Annotated in this window: 20 protein-coding genes and 1 pseudogene; 9 read left to right on the top strand and 12 right to left on the bottom strand. The window is 42.6% G+C overall.

The annotated features are described in order from the left end of the window. Positions 1-83 precede the first annotated feature (83 nt). The gene (locus SNE26_RS23050) at positions 84-533 is read left to right on the top strand and encodes a VOC family protein (RefSeq protein WP_321556222.1); all 450 of its coding nucleotides are present in this window, start codon (positions 84-86) and stop codon (positions 531-533) included. Between the two features lie 6 nt (positions 534-539). Here SNE26_RS23050 and SNE26_RS23055 read toward each other — a convergent pair whose 3' ends face one another. Next, positions 540-848, bottom strand: coding sequence for a hypothetical protein (locus tag SNE26_RS23055; protein WP_321556223.1), 309 nt, complete (start codon positions 846-848; stop codon positions 540-542). 373 nt (positions 849-1,221) lie between these two features. Here SNE26_RS23055 and SNE26_RS23060 point away from each other — a divergent pair, with 373 nt between their 5' ends. Further along, a complete protein-coding gene (locus SNE26_RS23060) occupies positions 1,222-1,425 on the top strand; it encodes a hypothetical protein (RefSeq protein WP_321556224.1) in 204 nt (67 codons plus the stop codon). A gap of 5 nt (positions 1,426-1,430) precedes the next feature. On the opposite strand, the gene SNE26_RS23065 is transcribed toward SNE26_RS23060, so the two are convergent. Further along, positions 1,431-2,036 (bottom strand): hypothetical protein, encoded by a 606-nt coding sequence (locus tag SNE26_RS23065; protein WP_321556225.1) that lies wholly within the window; start codon positions 2,034-2,036, stop codon positions 1,431-1,433. Between the two features lie 90 nt (positions 2,037-2,126). Beyond that, positions 2,127-2,678: a DUF4256 domain-containing protein gene (locus tag SNE26_RS23070; protein ID WP_321556226.1), complete on the bottom strand. Its 552-nt coding sequence runs from the start codon at positions 2,676-2,678 to the stop codon at positions 2,127-2,129. Positions 2,679-2,878: 200 nt separating this feature from the next. On the opposite strand from SNE26_RS23070, the pseudogene SNE26_RS23075 reads away from it, so the two are divergent. After that, positions 2,879-3,972: pseudogene (locus SNE26_RS23075) on the top strand (ISAs1 family transposase). Between the two features lie 74 nt (positions 3,973-4,046). Here the strand turns inward: SNE26_RS23075 and SNE26_RS23080 are convergent. The 4 genes from SNE26_RS23080 to SNE26_RS23095 are packed head-to-tail and all read right to left on the bottom strand — an operon-like array spanning position 4,047 to position 5,823. Further along, entirely contained in the window at positions 4,047-4,634 is a 588-nt protein-coding gene (locus SNE26_RS23080) for a YdeI family protein (RefSeq protein WP_321556227.1), read from the bottom strand. Further along, positions 4,635-5,024, bottom strand: a complete 390-nt coding sequence (locus tag SNE26_RS23085) for a DoxX family protein (protein WP_321556228.1) — start codon at positions 5,022-5,024, stop codon at positions 4,635-4,637. A 9-nt stretch (positions 5,025-5,033) separates the two neighbouring features. Beyond that, positions 5,034-5,501, bottom strand: a complete 468-nt coding sequence (locus tag SNE26_RS23090) for an SRPBCC domain-containing protein (RefSeq protein ID WP_321556229.1) — start codon at positions 5,499-5,501, stop codon at positions 5,034-5,036. 1 nt (position 5,502) lies between these two features. Then, complete coding sequence (locus SNE26_RS23095) at positions 5,503-5,823, bottom strand: helix-turn-helix transcriptional regulator (protein ID WP_090532792.1); 321 nt, start codon at positions 5,821-5,823, stop codon at positions 5,503-5,505. A gap of 274 nt (positions 5,824-6,097) precedes the next feature. On the opposite strand from SNE26_RS23095, the gene SNE26_RS23100 reads away from it, so the two are divergent. The 3 genes from SNE26_RS23100 to SNE26_RS23110 all read left to right on the top strand — a co-directional run bounded on the left by SNE26_RS23100 (position 6,098) and on the right by SNE26_RS23110 (position 8,403). Beyond that, positions 6,098-7,591, top strand: coding sequence for a TonB-dependent receptor (locus SNE26_RS23100; protein WP_321556230.1), 1,494 nt, complete (start codon positions 6,098-6,100; stop codon positions 7,589-7,591). Between the two features lie 156 nt (positions 7,592-7,747). Next, positions 7,748-7,993, top strand: a complete 246-nt coding sequence (locus tag SNE26_RS23105) for a DUF6364 family protein (RefSeq protein WP_321556231.1) — start codon at positions 7,748-7,750, stop codon at positions 7,991-7,993. Further along, positions 7,990-8,403 (top strand): PIN domain-containing protein, encoded by a 414-nt coding sequence (locus tag SNE26_RS23110; RefSeq protein ID WP_321556232.1) that lies wholly within the window; start codon positions 7,990-7,992, stop codon positions 8,401-8,403. Before SNE26_RS23105 ends, SNE26_RS23110 begins: the two co-directional genes overlap by 4 nt. Positions 8,404-8,441: 38 nt before the next feature. Here SNE26_RS23110 and SNE26_RS23115 read toward each other — a convergent pair whose 3' ends face one another. Then, entirely contained in the window at positions 8,442-8,918 is a 477-nt protein-coding gene (locus tag SNE26_RS23115) for a hypothetical protein (protein WP_321556233.1), read from the bottom strand. A 3-nt stretch (positions 8,919-8,921) separates the two neighbouring features. Beyond that, the gene (locus SNE26_RS23120) at positions 8,922-9,884 is read right to left on the bottom strand and encodes a heme-binding domain-containing protein (RefSeq protein WP_321556234.1); all 963 of its coding nucleotides are present in this window, start codon (positions 9,882-9,884) and stop codon (positions 8,922-8,924) included. Positions 9,885-10,078: 194 nt separating this feature from the next. Between SNE26_RS23120 and SNE26_RS23125 the strand changes: the two genes are divergently transcribed. Beyond that, the gene (locus SNE26_RS23125; RefSeq protein WP_321556235.1) at positions 10,079-10,639 is read left to right on the top strand and encodes an AraC family transcriptional regulator; all 561 of its coding nucleotides are present in this window, start codon (positions 10,079-10,081) and stop codon (positions 10,637-10,639) included. 192 nt (positions 10,640-10,831) lie between these two features. Continuing rightward, a complete protein-coding gene (locus SNE26_RS23130) occupies positions 10,832-11,563 on the top strand; it encodes a MauE/DoxX family redox-associated membrane protein (RefSeq protein WP_321556236.1) in 732 nt (243 codons plus the stop codon). 173 nt (positions 11,564-11,736) lie between these two features. Here SNE26_RS23130 and SNE26_RS23135 read toward each other — a convergent pair whose 3' ends face one another. Both SNE26_RS23135 and SNE26_RS23140 read right to left on the bottom strand, forming a co-directional pair. Beyond that, positions 11,737-11,991 (bottom strand): hypothetical protein, encoded by a 255-nt coding sequence (locus SNE26_RS23135; protein WP_223266306.1) that lies wholly within the window; start codon positions 11,989-11,991, stop codon positions 11,737-11,739. 95 nt (positions 11,992-12,086) lie between these two features. Further along, positions 12,087-12,452: a response regulator gene (locus tag SNE26_RS23140; protein ID WP_321556237.1), complete on the bottom strand. Its 366-nt coding sequence runs from the start codon at positions 12,450-12,452 to the stop codon at positions 12,087-12,089. Positions 12,453-12,660: 208 nt separating this feature from the next. Here SNE26_RS23140 and SNE26_RS23145 point away from each other — a divergent pair, with 208 nt between their 5' ends. After that, positions 12,661-13,671 (top strand): LacI family DNA-binding transcriptional regulator, encoded by a 1,011-nt coding sequence (locus tag SNE26_RS23145; RefSeq protein WP_321556238.1) that lies wholly within the window; start codon positions 12,661-12,663, stop codon positions 13,669-13,671. Positions 13,672-13,756: 85 nt separating this feature from the next. Here SNE26_RS23145 and SNE26_RS23150 read toward each other — a convergent pair whose 3' ends face one another. Continuing rightward, complete coding sequence (locus SNE26_RS23150; RefSeq protein WP_321556239.1) at positions 13,757-14,386, bottom strand: NAD(P)H-dependent oxidoreductase; 630 nt, start codon at positions 14,384-14,386, stop codon at positions 13,757-13,759. Positions 14,387-14,416: the final 30 nt, after the last annotated feature.

Below are 14,416 nucleotides of genomic sequence, written 5' to 3' on the forward strand. Positions count from 1 at the left end.
GGCGGTTTTGCCTGGCGGATATGCTCTTTTGAGTTTCTATCTTTATCAAAGATCGTGGGTTTAGAAATATAAGGAAGTAAACAATGTCAAAAAGCAAATTACTAAGAATGGACAACGTCCTCATCGTTGTCGACGACCTCGAAGCTGCTAAAGCTTTCTTTCTCGAACTCGGGTTTGAGCTGGAAGGCGAAACAACCGTCGCGGGCCCATCCGTAGATAGTCTCATTAACCTCCAGAACGTCCGTGCCACCCTCGCGCTGATGCGCACTCCGGACGGTCACGGGCGGATCGAGCTGGATAAGTTCCACACGCCCGAAGCCATCAGAACCGGCCCGGAGAAGCTTCCGGTGAACGAACTCGGGATCCGCCGCATTATGCTTGCCGTCGATGACCTCGATGAGGTAGTTACCCAACTGCTTGCTCAGGGTGCCGAACTTGTTGGCGAGGTGGTGCAATACGGGGATACGTATAGGCTGGCCTATATACGCGGTCCTGAAGGTATCATCGTGGGTTTAAGTGAGCAGCTCAGGTAATAAAAGTCATTTGTTGAGCGTATCTGATCTGAGAAAGTGCAATACCAAACGCTCCCATTCCTCTCTCAAGGATAGATTTGGCCGGCTTTGCCGTGCTTTGCCATACCAGTAATCGGCATTCCCGAGATCCCCTTCTTTACGGTGCAGGTAAGCATGTACCCAGGCCGACGCCTGATCCTGTAAATGATCGACCTGTGCATGTGCCTGATGCCAATCGCCTTTGCCGTCATACCAAAGGCTTTTTAATTGCGCAGAGAACCCGCTAATGGGTGCTTCTAAATTCAATGACGCTTCAAAGTCTGTTAAGGATTTCATCCGATATTGATTTTTCTATAAAAATAAGTGTTAAAATGCAGTATAATTTTCGCTCACCTAATATCCCTGGTCAAGGTTTAGCGTAACGTAACTTCGAACTAAAATAAGCTTAAGCCATTTAGGTCAGAGCCACACCACCGCTAAACCTTGGCAGGTTAAGCGCCAAGGCACCAACGGCAAAACATTCGTCGACACATTTACGCCAATGGTCGATTCTGTTTTGATATTGATATCTAAAAGTTTTCATTTGTTAAACATGCCGCAACCTAATCACATCATGGCAGATGACATGTATAGTTATACCAATCTATAAAAACCTATAAAATGCGAATATCAAATATCAGGCATTCGCGGCCATGAAGCACAAATCAGTATGAAGCCAACAGAATATGATATATTATTAGCCGGAGAGCGACGGATCATTGAAGCTATTCAACAGCTGGAAACAGAGTATAATTCGCATTTAGATGCGATGAAAGCAGAACTTGAAAGGGTTCGGGAAGCATTGACAAAATGCAGCATGTCTGTAGTCCATGTGAGCGATACGATAGATGGAAAACCCAACTCAAATAAGTAACTACCTTAATTTCCTAACTCAAAACTCTTTAATAACTCCGCCTTTACCTTACCCATATCCCCCGCCAAAATCTCGTAAACAGCATCATACTGGCTGCACAAATCAAAAATGCCAAGGCTGTACTGACCAAAATATCTTTCCCTGTCTTCCTCATTATCAGCGCTTCTTATTTTATCGGCTATATCTAAAACCTTAAGGTACAACTCATGCGATTTATTATTTGCTGCGATAAGTTCATCGTATGCCAGCGAAACGCTAAAGTAAAGACCAATCAGGTTGTGCCTCCAGTTATCCACATTCATTTTCTTGAGCTGGGCATCGGCTTCCTTTAAACTTTCGGTCATTGATCTGTAGCTGGCTTCGCTGTGAGGGATGTTCCTGCCTTTCCACAGCTGAACGCTTTTCTTCAGGATGGACATGGTTTCGCCGGTAACATAGTAATAGCTCTCGGCTATTTCAACCTGCTTACTCCGGTACCGTTTTTTAAGATCTATATCGGCCTTTCGCTTATCGCCCAAATAGGCGAACAAGCCGGTTAACGCCTGGGATATCAAAGCGCCGGCAAGTCCTGAAAATGCACTTACAATTAATGTTGTATGCTCTGCCGCCATATGTTATGCATTAAATTAGCCCATGCATAACAATTAATGTCACAAAAGGTTACTTAAAAACACACAGACAAACAGGTGCAAAAGAAAAACTCAAACCCTTAAAGCGCCTCTAAATCCCCTGGCGGCATAATATGATTCGGCACCGTTGTGGTAAATGAAGATAGTACCATAGCGAAAATCGGCAAAAATGGCGCCGCCAAGCTTCCTGATACCGGCAGGGGTTTTTATCCAGCTTGAGGTTTTGGTATCAAACGTTCCAAGCTTTTGCAATTCGCGGTATTGTTCTTCATTTAAAAGTTCAATACCCATATCATGTGCCATTTCAACAGCACTGTTTCCGGGCTTATGTTCTTTCCTGGCTTCCAGTGCTTCATGATCGTAGCAAACACTTCTGCGGCCTTTGGGGCTTTCTGCAGCACAGTCGAAAAAAATATATTCGCCGGTATTTTTATCGTAAGCAACAACATCGGGTTCTCCGCCGGTTATTTCCATTTCATTGAGCGGCCATAGCTTTTCGGTATTAGCTTCCAGTTTTGCCTGTACCCCGGCCCATTCAATACCGATGTGGCGGTTCATGTTTTTCTCAAAACGTAATTTCAATATACCGAGGAGTTCTTTCTGTTGTTCTGTTGATAGCTTCATATTATTGCAGATTATTGTTTATTGGTTTTTAGGTAATTTTTCAATTCCCCTCTTGAGAGGGGCGCGTAGGACAGCGCGGTGGCAGGGGTGTGTTTATGCGATTGCCTTTTCAAAGCAGAAACACACCCCTACACCCCTCTCAAGAGCAGGGCTGTTGCATTCTAAATATTATAAGTTAACTTGAGGTCAAAAAAGTTAGGATGGATAAGAGCATATTAGCGTATTTATCAGAGTTACCGGATATAAGGCGAAAGGCAGGCCAGCGCCATGACCAGACTTTCATTCTGTTGCTTGTGTTAATGAGTACAATGAGCGGTTATCATGGCTATCGTTCGATGGGTGATTTTATAAAGCGGAATGAAGTCGATCTTTTGGCCTTCTTTCAGCCTAATAAAGCCCGCCTTCCAAGCTTTTATACTATAAGACGTGTAATACAAGATTTAGACTTTAACAGCTTAAATGAGAGTTTCCATAAATGGGCCAGTCAGCATATTGATTTGTCTAAAAATGAATGGCTACATATAGATGGTAAGGCAATGAAAGGGACGATGAGCGATTATTCTCTTGACAAACAACGATTTGTAAGCCTGGTAAGCTTGTATAGTAGCAGGAGTAATCAAGTCGTTGGCCATGGTTTAGTTGACAACTCAAAACAAAGTGAAATCTCTGTAGTTCAGCAGCTTATTTCCAGTTTAGGATTACAGGGGGTAACGTTTACACTTGACGCATTACATTGTCAAAAAAAACGGTAGAGGCTATTATTGATACAGATAACAATTATATAATAGGTGTGAAGAAGAATCAAAAGAACCTTTACAAAAAGATCGAAACCATTACATCGGACGAGGCAATGGTTTGTAGTAAGTTTGTTGAGTTGTTGAAAAACAAAGGGCGAATAGAACGTAGAACAGTTTGGGTGTACCCGGGAACAGAGGAAATCAGTAACACATGGGCTGGGGTAAGCCAACTTATTAAAGTGCATCGCTGGGTAAAAGAAAAAGGACGTATCCGGGAAGAATACGCCTTTTTCATCAGTAGCTTAATCGGTAATGCGCAAATATTCTGCCATGGTATTAAAAGCCATTGGAGTATAGAAAACAGTCTTCATTGGGTAAAGGACGTGACATTTAACGAAGACGCTTCACGAATTAGAACATCCAATGCGCCTGAAAATACTTCTGTGTTCAGAAACATAGTTATTAATGTATTTAGAATAAATGATTACCCAAACCTCGCACAAGCGCAAAGGCTTGTTTGCAACGATATCAACAGGTTGAAACAACTATTAAATTAGAATGCAACAGCCCTGCTCTCAAGAGGGGAATCGCACAGGCCTCCGCTTTTTCTTCTTCAAAACGGGCTGTATTACTAATCATTCAAACCCTTTCCGTTAAGAATCTGCGGCATCCATTTTTCAACTCTTGCCTCGCGGGTTGAGGCTTGTTTGGGTTGGGAAAAATGAAGGAGATATGCTTTTTGCCGCCCCGGCGTTAATGCTTCAAACGCGGTTTTCAGGGCGGGTATCGTATCTAACTTGTGCTGAAACTCCCGGGCAACGGTAAATTCTTCGGTCTTTTTTAAATTTACTTTTAAGCCGGCTTTTTCTATTTCAACAGCTTCATAAATATAGGCTTTCAAGATATTCCTTTGTTCGGTTATCTCATCCATATGGGTGAACCTAACCTGTCGGGCAGCCTGCACATTTTCTGTTTGCTGGATCAGGATCTGGTGCGTATCACTTAACAATGCGCCTTTGAAAAACAAAAGCGCACAGTATTCCTTAAATACATGGATTAAAACAATGTTACTTTCCCTAAAGGTGTAACAGGGACAGCCCCACTTCAATTCTTCGGTCAAGCCGCAATCAAGAACAACAGATCTCAACTGCTCTATTTCTTCCTGCCACTTTTCAGCTTTATTAAAATAAAAATCAACCCTGGGGTTCATATCGTTCATTTATTGGTTTCCCGAAGTTACTTTTCTTTCGGCAGGCCTGAAATACCATGATATTACAGTAAGTACCAGTAATAGCAGCGCGGGAAATATCTCAGTCAAAGCACTGCCCGCTGCAATATGCGAAAAAATAGCACCCGACATAGCAAAGAAAAAGCCCGCATAAGCCCATTCCTTTACCACCGGAAATTTAGGGATCAGCACTGCAATAACGCCCAAAACTTTCCAAACACCCAATATCGTCAGGAAATAACCGGGATAGCCCAAATGAGCAACGCTATCGGCCCCCCCTGCCCCTGATTTCGCTTTCAATAACTGTACCATTCCGGTCGAAAGCATCCCCAAAGCAAGCCAGATGGTAGCAATCCAATAGATAATTTTATTCCGCTTCATGATATACCTTTATTTCAATTTGTTTAATACTTCCTGCAGGCGGTTATGTGCCATGTTTATACCGTAGGCAAAAGGCAACTTCAGCATCCGGTCCCTCAGTTCGGGCGTCCGGTAAACCACATGCATATTGAGCTTGCTGGTATCATCGGTTAGTTTTTCAAATTCCAGGAACTCCAGCTGCACATCAAAAGGTGCATTATCCATTTCAAACGTGCGGGTGATCTTTTGCCCGGGGATAAACTCATGAATAGTTCCATTGGCTTTGAATACCACATTTCCCTGCGGATCTTTTGTTTCAAATTGCCAGCTGCCGTGCTTTTTATTTTCAAGCTTCAGCACTTTTGTCCCCATCCATTGTTCAACAATTTCGGGCTCCATATAGGCTTTAAAAAGCAGTTCGACCGGTAAGTCAAATGCTCTTGTAATAGTTAAATCCTGTTTACCGTTTTCGGCATCAATTTTTGTTTTTTGTTCCATGTTATTTGCCTTTATAGTTTTTCATTATGGTTTCTAATTTGTTGAACCTGTCTTCCCACATTGCGCGGAATGGTTCAATGAAGTCGGCCACATCTTTCATTTTTTCTGCATTAATATGATAATAGATTTCCCTGCCGTTTTGCTCCTGTTTAAGCAGCTCGCACTCGGTAAGTATTTGCAGGTGTTTGGAAACGGTAGGCCTGGCAGTGTCAAAATTTGAAGCTATTACCCCGGCCGTCATGGCTTGCGTGGCAACCAGCAAAAGGATGGCCCTTCGGGTTGGGTCGGCTATGGCTTGAAATACATCTCGTCTTAAATTCATCGTGTAGCTATTTGACTACAAATATAAATGTAGTCATTTAACTACGCAAGTTTTTCGTTTTATTTTTTTACCGGGGCCTTAATCGGATGGTCTTGATTATCAAGCCGGAATATCTGTCAAAAACACATTAATTTATTTTTTGAATGTAATAAAACGTGCCCATGCTTATTTTGTAATACATTCTTAATACGCCTTCGCTTAAAAAAGTGTAATTTTAGGTCTTCTTAGCAAGGTTATACTACTGGTAACAGTAAACTATAATAATTTAATGGGTATGAACGCCATTCACAATAAAGATATTGGGACCAAACAAAAAGCGCTGGCCATTAATCTTAACCCCGAAATTTATGGCTCATTTGCCGAAATAGGTGCAGGACAGGACGTAGCAGCAAACTTTTTTAAAGCCGGGGCATCATCCGGTACCATAGCCAAAACCATGTCGGCCTATGACATGCTTTTTTCAGATGCCATTTATGGGGTACAGCAAACCCGCCGTTATGTAAGCGAACCGCGACTGATGGCCATGCTTGGTCATGAATATGGCCTGATCATTGAGCGGCTTGGTGCGCAGCGTGGTGATACCTCAACTTTTTTTGCTTTTGCAGATACCATATCGGCCCTCAACTACAATAAAACCAACGAGGGCCACGGCTGGATGGGCGTACGCTTTCAATTAGAGCCGAACGGGCAGTACAACGATGTAGTGATCCACGTTAAGTTGCTGGACAACGATAACAACCTGCAGCAACAGGCCGTAGGGATATTGGGTGTAAACCTGATGTACGCCTGCTTTTATTATAATGAGATTCCACCGGTTTTCCTGCTTTCGCTGATGGATAACCTCTCGCGCGACAGGATCCAGATAGACATGATCCGCTTTGAAGGGCCAAACTTTACCAAGGTAGATAACAGGCTGATGAGCCTTCACCTGGTAAAATACGGATTTTCGGATGCAGCGCTGTTCGGGCCCGACGGTAAAAACCTGCAGCCATCTGAGGTTTTATACAAAAAGCATATCGTAATGGTACGCGGCCGTTTCCGTCCGGTTATCAATGTACATATGGACATGCTGAACACCGGTGTTAAGCAGTTTTTGCAGGAATCGGATGTTGATAAGGACAATGTTGTTGTTGTTACCGAACTTACCCTCCAGGCCCTTAAAGAACGTAACGCCGATATCAATGCCGATATCGACGAGAAGGACTTTCTCGACCGTGTAGATATCCTTGGCTCATTAGGCCAAACGGTAATGATCTCCAACTTTCACGAGTATTATAAACTGGTAGCCTATCTTTCAAAGATCACCAAGCTTAAAATGGGCGTGGTGCTTGGCTTCCCTAACCTGGAGTACATCTTCTCTGAAGAGCATTATAAAGATTTGCCGGGCGGCATTTTGGAGTCGTTCGCTACGCTGTTTAGCCGTAAGGTAAAACTGTTTATTTACCCTACCCTGCGCGATGGCGTGATCTGGAATTGCCTGCGTTTTTACCTGCCGCCGCACCTGATAGACTTGTACCGCTACCTGATAGCCAACAATAAGATAGAAGATATCAGGCATTATAACGAAAACAACCTCAACGTTGAAACAGATAATGTGCTGCAACTGATAAAAATGGGCGCCGACGGCTGGGAAGAGTTTGTACCACCCGAAGTTGCAACCATAATTAAAGAGCGCCGCCTGTTTGGCTACGCAACCGGGCTTGAACCCGTAAAAACACTCGAGGTGCCCCCGCAAGATGGCGATCGAACTGAAATTGATATTGCTTAAAATTATAAAAGCGGCGCTATGATAAACATAACGCCGTTTTTGTTTTCATACAGCTAAGCGATGCCGTCCTGGATGAGTCGACTACCATAGTTATCATGACATATAAGCTTTTATATTTAAAAGCAAATACGTATCTTTATTTTAAACACACGTGCAATGACAACAAAATTAACGCTTACAGTAGAGGCTGAAGTCATTAAAAAAGCAAAGTCGTACGCCAGACAAACAGGAAGAAGCCTCTCCGAATTAATTGAAACGTATTTGGAAACACTTACCGACGAACATCAGGAACCGCAACAGATATCCCCTAAGCTAAAGAAACTGGCTGGAGCGGTTAAGCTCCCGGCTGACTTTGACGAGAGAAAAGAACTAAGTGCCTATTTTGAAAGCAAACATTTATGAAACAGGTATTTGTTGATACCAATATCCTAATTGATCTTCTTGCGGACAGGCCACCATTTAGTAAGTTTGCTATAGAAATCTTTGATTTGGCAGAAAAGAAGCAGATCAGGCTCTTTACCTCATCTCACTCCTATGCAACTACACATTATTTGTTAAAAAAACATATTGGAGAAAAAGAATTAAGGGAACTCCTCCATTCTTTATTAGATTTTATTGAGCTGATCTCCATTGATAGTGCTATTATTAAAAAAAGCCTGTTATCTCAACATAAAGACTTTGAAGATGCTATTCAAATATTTGCAGCAAACTCGGTAGCTGATATTGATTTTATCGTAACCCGAAACTTAAAAGATTTCAAGAATGCCGGTATAACTGTTTTACCGCCCGATCAGGTGATTCAGTTGTTATGATCCTGGTGCTTAATCCATTTTAGCGTTCGCGAAATGGATTAGGGTAAAACCGAGGGTTTTTGCCCTAAAATATATTTAATTCTTTCTGCCTGTCCCACGGTATCAGTTTTAGCCACCAGCCCTTTCCCATTGAGTTGCTCATAATTAACAGCAACGCCATTACCGGATGATGCTGTTTTAAGCACCTCAACCGATTCAACATCCGACGGGATTTTCGCGCCAAACCAATGATCGTCTTCCTGTTGCTTCCAGGTTACCAATGTAAATACTTCATTGGCGCCAACTGTTTTGTTTCCATCAATTGCCGATTTCAAAGCCAGGTCATTACCATAAAGTGTTGAGGCCGTTCCTTTGGTTTTGTTAACAAATGAGGTAATTACCTTGAGCCCGTCCAGGTTATATTTAGGGGATGATGGCAGCGCGGCTTTCGTGTTGTATAACTCAACCGGCTTATTATCGGAGCAAGCTGCCAATATTAATATACAGGCTGCTATTAAACTATGTAATGCTTTCATGGGTTAGTGTTTAATGGGCTGGGTAAATACAAAATCTTCGGCAGCCATAGGCTTGTGGCAATTCATACATTCTGTGGTAAACATCACATTGGCCCCGCCATATGGAACCATTTTCGGTGTCTTGAACCTCGCCCAGCCCCAGCCATAGGTTGACGCATATTTTTTATCGTCTTTAATCATGTATTCAACCTGTTTAAATTCGCCGGTATGGGTGGTTCCGTCCTTATCCTGGAGTTGCGCCCAGGCTACTTTGGCAAATATGGCGCCGTTTGGCCAGGGGTGGATCTTGTTTTCTTTGATCGCTTTCACTGCAATATCATTACCGAAGATTACGCGCAGGGTATTATTATCAAAGCGCTCGGTTGTACTGATGGGCTGCCAGTTTTTATAATCGGGGATGTAAGAGATGCCGTTAGCTGCTGTTGGCAATTTACTTACTGCTGTTTTGTTTTTTTGCCAGCCTTCATATTGTTTGTTTGCAGCATTGATTGTTGCGGTATCAGCGGGTTTGCTATGTACCATACCTGCAAGATAGTTCTTCAAAACAGCAAGATCGTCTGCTGATACTTTTGCCCCGGCATGAACTGCTGTATAACCCGGCAAAGGCATTGCCCCGGCTATTATTTGATTTACCGATTCCCAGAGTTTGCCTTTCTGATCGGCCGGGGCAAGTTTGTTCCATTCGGAAAAATTAAGATCGGCCCTGCCCTGTTTGATATGAGATGCTACCCCCCAGTAAACCGGAACAATTTTATCGTACCACCTCAAATTGGTGTTGTTAGAATGGCAATCATAACAGGCACGTTGAATAATGGCCTTAACATCGGCCGGGGCTTCCAGGTCGCCTGTTACCGGCGGATTGGAAATATCCGGTCGCACAAACTGGATACTCAAAAAACCGGCAAATAAGATCAGGATGATAAGGAATGCTTTTCGTTGATACAAGGGTTTTCTGTTGGTTTTCATAGCCATTCGGTTTGCAATACAAAGAAAACTACAATCCCCGATAATAAACATTATAATTAGTTGGGCGAGGGCTAACAATCGTTAAATAAGGAAAAAAGGAAGTTGAGACTACAAAACATGCCGTTTTGTGCTATTCCCTTTTTGATAGGAATCACGATGTTTTTAAGAATTATTAAAACAGTAGTTTTGCAGCCATGAAGCTGTACATAAAAAACATGGTTTGCAGCCGCTGCAAAATAATGGTAAAAACCGAGCTGGAAAAAGCCGGGTTACAGCCTGTTTCCGTTGATCTTGGCGAGGTGGAGGTTAAAGAAGACCCCACTCCGGCCCAGCTTAAACAATTGGAAACATCGTTAAATGCCCTTGGTTTTGAACTCATTGACAATCAAAAGAGCCGTATTATTGAACAGATCAAAACCCTCATCATTGAGCATGTTCATTATACCGAAGCGCAATCACCCTTAAAGCTTTCGGCGCTGCTTACTTCAAAGCTTAATTACGATTATGGGTACCTGAGCAACCTGTTTTCGGCTGTGGAAGGCTCAACCATCGAAAAATACTACATAGCCCAGCGAATTGAAAAAGTGAAGGAGCTGCTGGTTTATAATGAACTCAGTCTTTCCGAAATTGCTTTTCAATTAAGCTATAGCAGTGTTGCCCATCTATCCAGCCAGTTTAAACAGGTAACGGGGATGACCCCCTCTGCCTTTAAGGCATTGCAGGGCAGTAAACGCACGAACCTGGAAGATATTTAATACACTAATTATTCGAATTAAGGCGAATTACACGAATAATGTAGCTCCTAAAAATTCGTGCAATTCGATCAAATTGTGGCCGGCTTGCCGAGCATTCGTGTCAAACTGTAAATCTTATAAATCATAACCATAATACTGTAACAGCTCCCCTGCCTGCTCATGGTAATTTTGTATCAGCAAATAAAAATTATCATGACACACACATATAACATCTCCGGCATGACCTGTACCGGCTGCCTGGCTAAAGTGCAAGGCTTATTACAACAGGTTCCCAACGTTGAAAAAATTGATATTTCATTGGCAGAAGGCACTGCCGATATTACCATGAAAAAACATGTATCAACAGCCGATCTTCAGCAAGCCCTTGCCGCTTATCCCAAATATCAGCTTAGCGAAGCAGAGGTACATCATCACAGCATGAATGTAGTTGATGATACAGAAAACCGCACATGGGTGCAAACCTACAAACCCATCCTGCTGATATTCGGCTATCTGCTGGCGGCTTCATTCATTGCGGGCTATACTGCTGCTTTTAACGTTATGACCATGATGCGGATTTTTATGAGCGGATTTTTCCTGGTGTTCTCCTTTTTTAAACTGCTGGATATTGCCGGCTTTGCCGATAGTTACAGTATGTATGATGTGGTAGCCAAACGCTGGCGCGGATGGGGCTACGTTTATGTTTTTGTTGAACTGGGTTTAGGCCTTGCCTTTGCGCTTAATATTGCACCATTTATAATTAACGTTATAATGGTTGTGGTAATGACTATAAGCCTGATCGGGGTAATGCAAAGTGTTTTCAACAAAAGGAAGATCCGTTGCGCTTGTCTTGGCGCGGTGTTTAACCTGCCCATGAGCACGGTTACCATTATTGAAGATGGATTAATGATTGTGATGGGGATTGTGATGTTGGGATTGATGTAAGGCTTCCGGCAAATGTCGATAGACAGAGCAAAAACGGGCTGAAAGGAGGTGCGAAAGAGAAATCTTCTACATCCAATTCTACAACCATACCTGTAAAAGCAGGGTGTAGAAGATTTCTCCTCCCCCTACTATTCCTTACGCTGTTCGTCGAAATGACATTAATTATATTTTGCTTACATCCTAAACCGCAAAGCAACCGAGCGTCCCAATGCCTGTGCAAATTCGGGGTCAATTACCGGGCCTTCGCCTTTTTGTACCCATACACGGCGTGCGTCTTTTTGAAGGATTATTTTCTCGCCGTTTAACAGGATCTCAAGTTCGCTGGTGGTTGGGGTAATTGGCGAGGTATTAATTTGATACACGTGATCGGTATCGTTAAAAGTTATTCTTAGTGGCAATCCCATCTTTATCTTCTCTACGGTAAACATACGTATCCCATGTTACAAAAGCAACAACAGGTGGCAGGCAATGCCAATTTCTACTTTAACAGGCTAATTTACAGATCATTATTTTGCATACTTAATCAGGCCGCCAGCTGTAACTGAACCTTACGGATAAGGTTGTTCATGCCAAATGGCTTGTGCAAAACATCGTCCGGCGCTCCTTTTTGTGGTTCCAGTGCTTCGGTTTCTTCATTTTCGGAGCAAACAATTACACGAAGATTTTTAGTGGCCCTGTTCAATTTAATGAGCCGGCACAGCTCACGCCCATCCATGCTTTTATTAACAATATCCAGGATCACCAGGTCGGGGTGGCATGCTTTTATAGTCCTGAAAATTTCATGGATATGGGTTGACGAGGCTACTTCGTACCCTTTGCCGAGTAAGATGTAGGTCATTACCTCTATCATCAGCTCGTTATCATCAACTATCAAAATCCGCTTTGCCATAAACCATGTCCTGCTTTCTGTACTATTGTTTATGCAAAGTGCATGCCACTGATTAACTTACAGTTAAGTCTCTATGGCCTGAGCCGAAACAGTGTCCTGATATAGCTCTCTTTTGTAATGATATTTAACAATTATAGCCTCAATGGTTAAACACAATAAATCTGTTTTATTACATTTGGCCTATAGGAAATAGATTTAGCGAGCGAAAATGGACAATATCAATATCAAAAAACTGGCAAAGGAACTCAATATCTCCACATCAACCATATCGAGGGCTTTTAATGGAAACACTGATATTAATAAAGATACCAAAGAGCGGATTTTAGCCTACGCCAAGCAACATAACTATTTGCCCAACCATTATGCCAGCAACCTCCGCGATAAAAAGACCAAAACCCTGGCTGTTATTGTTCCCGAAATAGCTAACGATTTTTTTTCGCAGGCTATCAATGGCATTGAAGAGGTTGCCCGTAAAAAAGGGTTCTACATTTTACTTTACCGTACCGACGACGTTTTTGAAAAGGAAGTATCGTTTGTGAATTATCTCAACAATGGCAAGGCTGATGGCATCATCATGTCGGTATCCGGCGAAGCCAGTGACCACAATTATCTGCGCCAGCTGGAAAAAAAGCATGTGCCTGTTGTTTTTTTCGACCGCGTTTATGAGGATATTGAGGCAGCCAAAGTAACTACTAACGACTATGACAGCAGCTTTGCAGCAACCGAACATCTTATTAAAACCGGCTGCAAAAAAGTAGCTTACCTGGTGGTTAACAAAAGTATTTCGATAGGTAAAGTGCGGATGCAGGGTTATATGGATGCGCTGGCCAAACATAAGGTAACCTTTGATGATACCCTTGTTATTGATTGCAGTAACGATGAAAAGGAAAATTATAAGATCCTGAAAAAGGCCTTGCAGGAAATTAAGCCCGATGGCATTTTTAGTTCGGTTGAACGCCTGGCTTTTGCTACTTACTATGTTTGTAATGATCTCGGCATTTCGATACCCAACGATCTGAAGGTGATTAGCTTTTCAAGTCTCAGGGTAGCCCCACTCCTTTCTCCCCCCCTTTCAACCATAACACAACCAGCTTACGAAATGGGCGTAAAGGCAGCAACTTTATTATTCGATGTGCTCGAAAACAACGGCTCGGCTCCTAAAAAGCAACATGTATTAAAATCAAAATTGTTTATCAGGAAGTCGTCGGCTGGTGAGTAGTGAATAGTTGATTTGGTGAGTGGTTGATTTTCTGTATACCAATAACTACTCACCAAATCAACCATTCACTTAATCAACCTAAAACTTAAGCCTCAATAAAAAGCTCACTTTGCGGTCTGCGCACTTTTATCATTTTGCTGTAAGCATCGTCTTCGGCACGGAAACCTACCGCGGCAATTACGGTGGTAGTTAATCCTTTTTCTTTCAAGCCCAGGATCTCGTCAAATTTAGCTGCGTCAAAACCTTCCATTGGACCCGCGTCTACCCCAATCTCAGCAGCTTCAGCCAATAAAACGCCCAAAGCAATATATGCCTGTTTGTGCGACCATTCAACTTTTTGCTCATCTGTACGGCTGGCCAGGGTACCTAATACCATTTGCTCATAACCGGCAAGGTTTTCACGGGCAATACTGCGGGTTGAAGCAACAAGGTCAATGAATTTTTTACCAAAATCCTCATCAAGATTGGTCAATGAAGCAAATACAAACAAAGCCGATGAATCGGTGATCTGCGCCTGGTCGTACCCAACCGCACGTAATTTTTTCCTTGTCTCTGCATCCTGTACAACAATCACTTTATACGATTGCAGGCCTAATGATGATGGTGCTAACTGGATGGCTGTTTTTAATGCCTCTAATTGTTCGGCGCTTATTTTTTTGCTGGGATCGAATTTCTTAACGGCCGATCTCCATTGTAATTTCTCTACTAATGACATGATTATTTCAATTGTTGAAACAAATATAAA

This window comes from Mucilaginibacter sp. cycad4, from assembly GCF_034263275.1.
GTDB lineage: Bacteria > Bacteroidota > Bacteroidia > Sphingobacteriales > Sphingobacteriaceae > Mucilaginibacter.